The sequence below is a fragment of the Syntrophorhabdaceae bacterium genome (assembly GCA_035541755.1).
Lineage (GTDB): Bacteria > Desulfobacterota > Syntrophorhabdia > Syntrophorhabdales > Syntrophorhabdaceae > PNOF01.
The window spans coordinates 1-6,044 of sequence record DATKMQ010000149.1 but is presented as its reverse complement, the minus strand read 5'-3'; the positions used below and the strand labels follow the sequence as shown (position 1 = coordinate 6,044).

The 6,044-nt window shown below is 53.0% G+C and carries 5 protein-coding genes; all 5 read right to left on the bottom strand.

Translation table 11 applies throughout. The annotated features are described in order from the left end of the window. Positions 1-159: 159 nt before the first annotated feature. Entirely contained in the window at positions 160-1,815 is a 1,656-nt protein-coding gene (locus VMT62_14600; protein ID HVN97656.1) for an IS1634 family transposase, read from the bottom strand. Positions 1,816-1,825: 10 nt separating this feature from the next. Further along, positions 1,826-2,155 carry a hypothetical protein gene (locus VMT62_14595; protein HVN97655.1) on the bottom strand — a complete coding sequence of 110 codons (330 nt, stop codon included), beginning with the start codon at positions 2,153-2,155 and terminating at the stop codon, positions 1,826-1,828. A 355-nt stretch (positions 2,156-2,510) separates the two neighbouring features. Continuing rightward, complete coding sequence (locus VMT62_14590; protein ID HVN97654.1) at positions 2,511-4,472, bottom strand: acetoacetate--CoA ligase; 1,962 nt, start codon at positions 4,470-4,472, stop codon at positions 2,511-2,513. A gap of 188 nt (positions 4,473-4,660) precedes the next feature. Beyond that, positions 4,661-5,404 (bottom strand): 3-oxoacyl-ACP reductase family protein, encoded by a 744-nt coding sequence (locus tag VMT62_14585; protein ID HVN97653.1) that lies wholly within the window; start codon positions 5,402-5,404, stop codon positions 4,661-4,663. Between the two features lie 132 nt (positions 5,405-5,536). Next, a partial coding sequence (locus tag VMT62_14580; GenBank protein ID HVN97652.1) for a hypothetical protein occupies positions 5,537-6,044 on the bottom strand: 508 nt, incomplete at its 5' end.

Below are 6,044 nucleotides of genomic sequence, written 5' to 3'. Positions count from 1 at the left end.
AGCATCCTAGCGGCGTAAGGAGCTAAAGTCAACACGACACGGCGTTTCAGGGCTGATACGCCGTCAAGTCGGCCCTGCCTGGTAGGACACGATTTTCGCTTCTAAAGCCCACATTTCGCACTTTTCTGCGCATTGAATTGGGTATTTTTCAGCACCTCGTTAAGGGGATCGGGAACGGCTCCTGTCAGCTCTCGGGTTCACCTCCGTGAAAACTGCAGGGTGAATGTCGAGTGCCGTAAGGTAGGCGCGTTGCACCGGGTCAAGCGGGGCAAAGAGGAACCGCCGGCCCTCCTTCATCCCCACGAAGACGGGTGAGAATTTCGATACCATCATGAAGGACGTGGGTCTTGTCGTATCCGTATTATTCCAACCCTGGAGTGTGATCTTGTCCTCCCTGGCTTTCCTTCTCATGGTCCGCTCCATGAGGCGCCAAAGGAGCAGCGAGAGCACGAGCACCAGCCCCATGGCCTCGATGCGGTGCGGCTTCTTGAGGAACACGTCGTTGGCGACGAGCGGATCCTTGAGAAAGGCAAAGTTTCGCTCGATCCCGTCCTGCTCCTTGTAGATCCTAAGGATGTCACGTCCTCGTTTTTTTCCCACGGGCACGGTGGTCAGAAGGACAAAACAGCCGGCCTCCTCCCTGAGCTTATCAACGGCTGTCCTGTTCTCGCTCACCGCTGCCAGCACCCGGTAGCGGATGCCCTTCACGGGTCGGATCCCGCTCTTACTCGGCCGGCCCCGGCCATACACGGAGCGGCTCTCAATCGAAGAGGAGACCCGGTGCAGAGCACCATCCTTAAGAGCTTCTGCCGCCGCCTGGGCATCAGGGAGGCAGAAGAACTCCTTCCGGGTGAGCGTGCTGGCCGTAGCCTTCACGAGGGATGCGTCTTTGCGGATAGCGCTGTCGATACGCTTCTGCCGCCGCCGGTCATGGACATCGGAGTGGACCACGACTGCCCGATAGGTCCTCCCGTAAAGGTGGAGGCTCTCCTCCTTGAGACGGTAACGGGCGGCCACCTCCTTGCCCTTGACGTTCCGGTGCGTAAGGCGTCCCACATCTTGCCAGGAACCAGAGGCAACGGCAGCGCTGATGAGTCTGCCGCAGGCGCCGAAGTTCTCCGGCAGTCGGGCGATGAAATCCACGCCCTCCGTCATGAGGGCAAGGTTATCGTTGGTGATCAGGGCGCTATCGGCCACGTAGATGAACGCCGGTAACCCGTGGCGTGCCATGATGCGGGGGAGCTCGGTGAGGACCCTCCCGTTGGTTGTCTTGTCCGACGCATTCCCGTCCAGGATCCCCGCGTGAAAGGGGAGGTTGCCCTCCACGCAGAGCAGGGAGAGGACAAACTGCTTGAGGTCCGGGCGTTTGTCCTTGCTGAACCCGTTGGTGATATGGATGGGGTCGCCGGGTGCGGGTCGGTACTCACCCCATACGCTGACGGAGGTCGTGTCCTGGTGCACCACGGATGCGTCAACGTGGAAGTTCCGAAATGCCTCTAAGCAAACCTCGGAGAAGATCTTCCAGGTGCCGTATGCGTAGATGCGGTCCAGCACCCGCCCGATGGTGTCGTCGCTCAAAACCCCTGCGGTCATATCCTCTCCGAGGAGGAGCGCCACGTCCCGGCTACGGAAGAACTCTTCCACACGGTAGAGCGGTGACCGCCCGGAGAGGAGGTTCATCACCAGCCCGAGAAGCACCTTCCCGGGGCCGACGTGCATGCGGCTTGCGAGCATCCGGTTAACACGTTCCACCAGCCCTATACGCGAGGCATACTCCTTCACAATGGGCAGATGACAGAGGGCGAAGCTCTCCACCGGTATCGCTTCAGCGCCCCTTCAGGCCGAAGGTATTGGGGTCGGTACGGACAAAGGTCACGCCCTTTTTCACTTTCTTGCTCAAGGCCGAGACCATCGATTCCCTATCCAGCGTCACCCCGAACCGCTTCTTCGCCTGGTGGATGATCTCGGTCACGTGCAGGGGTGCGCGGCTCGATGTGAGTATGTCTGTAATCATACGCATCTGTGACATACGCTGACCCTGCGGAACCTTCCGCTCATGCTCTCCCGGTTCCTCGTTCTTGAGATAGCCGCGGACAACCCCCAACTGCGCCTTGAGAAGCTCTTCCTGGAGCTTTGCCCACTCGGTAAGTTCCATGATGCACCTCCAGGTTCTACTATAGCACCATGGAGTCTGTCTGTCAAGATAATTATTGACAGACTTACCTATTTTGTCTTAATATGCAGTAACTGGGGTGGTTCCGTGGTGCAGGTGGTGAAACGTGAAAAAGAAAATACCGATTTACCCTTACGGAAAAGTGCGAAATGTGGGACACAATGACCGCGACTGTAGATATGGGTTTGTTGTTCGCAGGTTATGGTCTGCTAGGAATTGCCCGGTCTGTGCAGTGTCACCCGCATCAAGAACTGATCAGGAAATCCCTAACGGAGCGCTCAGCAGGTGGTTAGTTAAGCAACAGGGTCTACGGGTTTGCTAAAAGCGACTTCCATATCTAGGATTGAAGCTCTTCTTTAGTGATTTTCTCATAGTGCGTTAATGCATCAGGATTACTCAAGACGTCGCGGTTCGTAACCGGTCTGCCGTTAACTATGTTGCTGACCGCACTCTCGACCTTTTTCATGTTTACGGTATAAGGAATATCAGGCACTTCAAAAATCTTTGCAGGCACGTGTCGAGGCGAAGCCTCTGTGCGGAGGGCATTGTTTATCTTTCCCTTTAGCTCCTTTGTTAGTTCGTATCCCTTCGCCAACTTAACAAACAGTATAATACGTTGATCTCCCTGCCAGTTCTGCCCCACGACCAGACTATCCGCAATCTCAGGCAATTTACCTACGACATTGTATACTTCAAGGGCCCCTATGCGAACACCGGATGGTTTTAGAACTGAATCGGAGCGACCAAAGGCAGTTATTCCACCGGTATCACTATGGATCATGGCATAATCGCCGTGGCGCCATATATTCGGATAGACGTTGAAATATGCTTCCTTAAACTTCTCTCCATCCCGGTCACCCCAAAAATAAAGAGGAACGGAGGGAAAGGGTTTTTCGCATACTAGTTCTCCTTGCTTGTCAACGACAGGTTTGCCATTCTCGTCATACACGTTTATCTTCATCCCCAACGAAGGCCCCATCATCTCGCCGGCATACACAGATTGTATTGGGCTTCCCTCAATGAGTCCGGTTTGGACATCTGTGCCACCCAGACCCGAATCAAAATAGACATCATCTTTGATTGCCTTGTACACGTATTCAAATCCTTCGACAGAAAGGGCTGACCCTGTCTGAAATATTCCCTGCAATGACGATAGATCGTACTGTTCTTTTGGCTTAAACCCCTGAGACTTTAGTGCGTCAAGGAATGCAGCGCTGCACCCCAGGAACGTCACTCTTTCATCCTGTATGATCTTCCAGAGTGCCCCCGCATCGGGATAGAAAGGATTACCGTCGTACAATACCACCGTACAGCCAACGCCCAGGCAGCTTGCCTGTACATTCCATACCATCCAGGTAGGGCTTGCTATAAAGAGCGCAGTATCGCTGGGCTTTAAATCATAATGAATTATATGCCCCTTTAAATGAGCCATAAGCGTTGCCGCAATGCCGTGCACAATACATTTGGGCCTGCCGGTCGTTCCGGAGGAAAATAAGATTTCTGCCGGATGGTCGGAAGGCAGTTGCTCAAACTGGATTTCTAATCCGCGTTCTTTCGATAAAAGATCATTAAGATAAATCGCGTTCGGCACGCCACCGGAAGCCGCTGATTCGGCCGCATACGGCATCATGATGACTTTCTCAAGCGAGGGCAATCCCTGTACGACCTCTGCCACATTCAATAGAGTGTTGAAGGTCTTTCCTTTGTACATGTAGCCGTTCCCCGCAAACAGCACCTTTGGTTCAATTTGGGTGAAGCGGTCCAGCACTGCTTTTGGCCCAAGCTCCAGGCCACAGGACGACCATATGGCGCCAAGACTAGTAGCAGCGAGCATAGCGACCACCGTCTCTACCACGTTCGGCATATAGGCGACTACACGGTCTCCAGGTTTAACGCCCATCTCCTTAAGAGGTTTTGCGAGGCGCGCTACCTGATCGTACAGCTCCGCATATGTCATTTTGAACGATTTCTCTGATTCTGCTTTGAATATAAAGGCAGTGCGATCATCTCTATATCTCAAAAGATTCTCTGCGAAATTTAACCGTGCCCCCGTAAACCATTTTGCCCCCGGAAATTTGTTCACGTCATCTACGACTTTTTCGTAGCTCTTGGACGTTTTAATGCCCATGAAATCCCACATGGCGCCATAGAACTCAGGGATATACTCTATCGACCATGCATAAAGCTCCGCGTAGGTACGAAGATTTTTTCCGTACCGCTGGGTTACGAACTCCATGAACCTTGTTATGTTCGCATTTCTTTTTCTCTCTTCGCTTGGTTCCCACAGCAATTTAGCCATCGTTACCTCCAACCTTTCCATATGATCGTATTTTTTGTCCTTGCCTACATTATCTTTGCTGACATGATCCAAGGACGCGGACTGCTAATTTTACTATTTACTCTGGTAATTGGCGGCCGCCTCTCCAAACAACTTCTGGCTAAATGAGGCCGCTCCCATTCTCACGGTACGCACACTGTGTCTCATCCTTAATGCAAGACCCTTCCTCCGTCAACCAGGATGGTTTGTCCGGTGACGAAATCACTGTCATCGGAGGAAAGGAAGATCACGGCTCCAAACAGATCATGGGGCTGCTCCAGCCGGCCCATGGGGGTGCGGCTTACATCATATTTCGTGATATCACCCACAGCACGGCCTCCCTCAGTATCGGTGAACCCAGGTGCAATCGCATTCATGTTGATGTTGTAAGGACCGAGTTCAACGGCAAGGCTTCGCGTCAACCCTATAATGCCACCCTTGGAGCTTACATAATGGACAAAGCCTGGTGAGCCTGTGAAAAAAGTCTCTGAAGTGAAGTTGATGATCTTTCCTTTCCCCTGTGACTTCATATGGGGAAACACCGCACTTGTGCAGAGCCAGGGGCCTTTTACGTTTACCGCCATCACTCTGTCCCATTCAGCAGGGTCAATTTCAAAGAAGGGTTTTCTTTTCAGTCCTGTTAGAAAAGCAGCGCAGTTTACCAGGACGTCTATCCTGCCAAAGATTCTGACGGTCTCTTCCGCCATCATTTGGGTCTCTTCCGGACTCGATACGTCTGCCCGCATCGTTGTAGCCACACCGCCCGACGTTTCTACCTCGTCGACGGTCCTCTCGCAGCCGGCAATATCGGCCGCCATTATCCTGGCGCCTTCCTTCGCCAGGGCCACGCTGAACGCCTTTCCCAGTCCCTGAGCTGCGCCGGTAACAATGACTACTCTGTCTTTCAATCTCATATTCCTTCCCTTCTGAAGACGTGGTTTTTGTCAGAACCATCTATAACCGCGGAACCGATTCCTTTTCTGCGTCCTGCTGTGTGTTCTGCGGTTGCATGATCTCATAAGACATTCCGCGTCCTCAAAAGTCTCTTAACCTTTCAAACCAAGGTCCTCGCGGATCACCTTAAGACAGTTCCAAGAGCATCCTCTGCCCGTCCCCACTCCGTTATGCGTCGCCGATGAGCAGAGATAGAAGTTCTTCACGGGGGTCCTGTAACCGGATAACTCGGGAACTGGTCTGAATCGGTCCATCTGAGAAACGATCATGTCCCCGCCGGCGATGGAGCCCTCGTGCATATTAGGGTGGGCAAGCTCAGTGTCGTAGGGAGTATTGGTGTGAAATGCTATGATGTTGTCCCTTGTCATGTTTGGGGCGTATAGTTGCCATTCTTTAACGACGACTTCTTCAAACTCATTCCGCAATTCCTGCCACCTGCTCGCTGTGAAGAACCTTGTAGGCGCTGAGAATTCCTCAATGCCGATGATATGTTTCCCATCCGGCGCTCTCGAGCTATCCCAGATGCTGTCGGGCCCAAGGAACATGAATAACCTGTCGGCGATGCCTTTCACGAACACTTGGGAAAGATACTGATTGGCC

What these genes read in the sequence shown, in the direction of transcription:
- VMT62_14595 (HVN97655.1), bottom strand. Translation starts at nt 2,155, where the DNA reads ATGGAACTTACCGAGTGGGCAAAGCTCCAGGAAGAGCTTCTCAAGGCG.
- VMT62_14590 (HVN97654.1), bottom strand. Translation starts at nt 4,472, where the DNA reads ATGGCTAAATTGCTGTGGGAACCAAGCGAAGAGAGAAAAAGAAATGCG.
- VMT62_14585 (HVN97653.1), bottom strand. Translation starts at nt 5,404, where the DNA reads ATGAGATTGAAAGACAGAGTAGTCATTGTTACCGGCGCAGCTCAGGGA.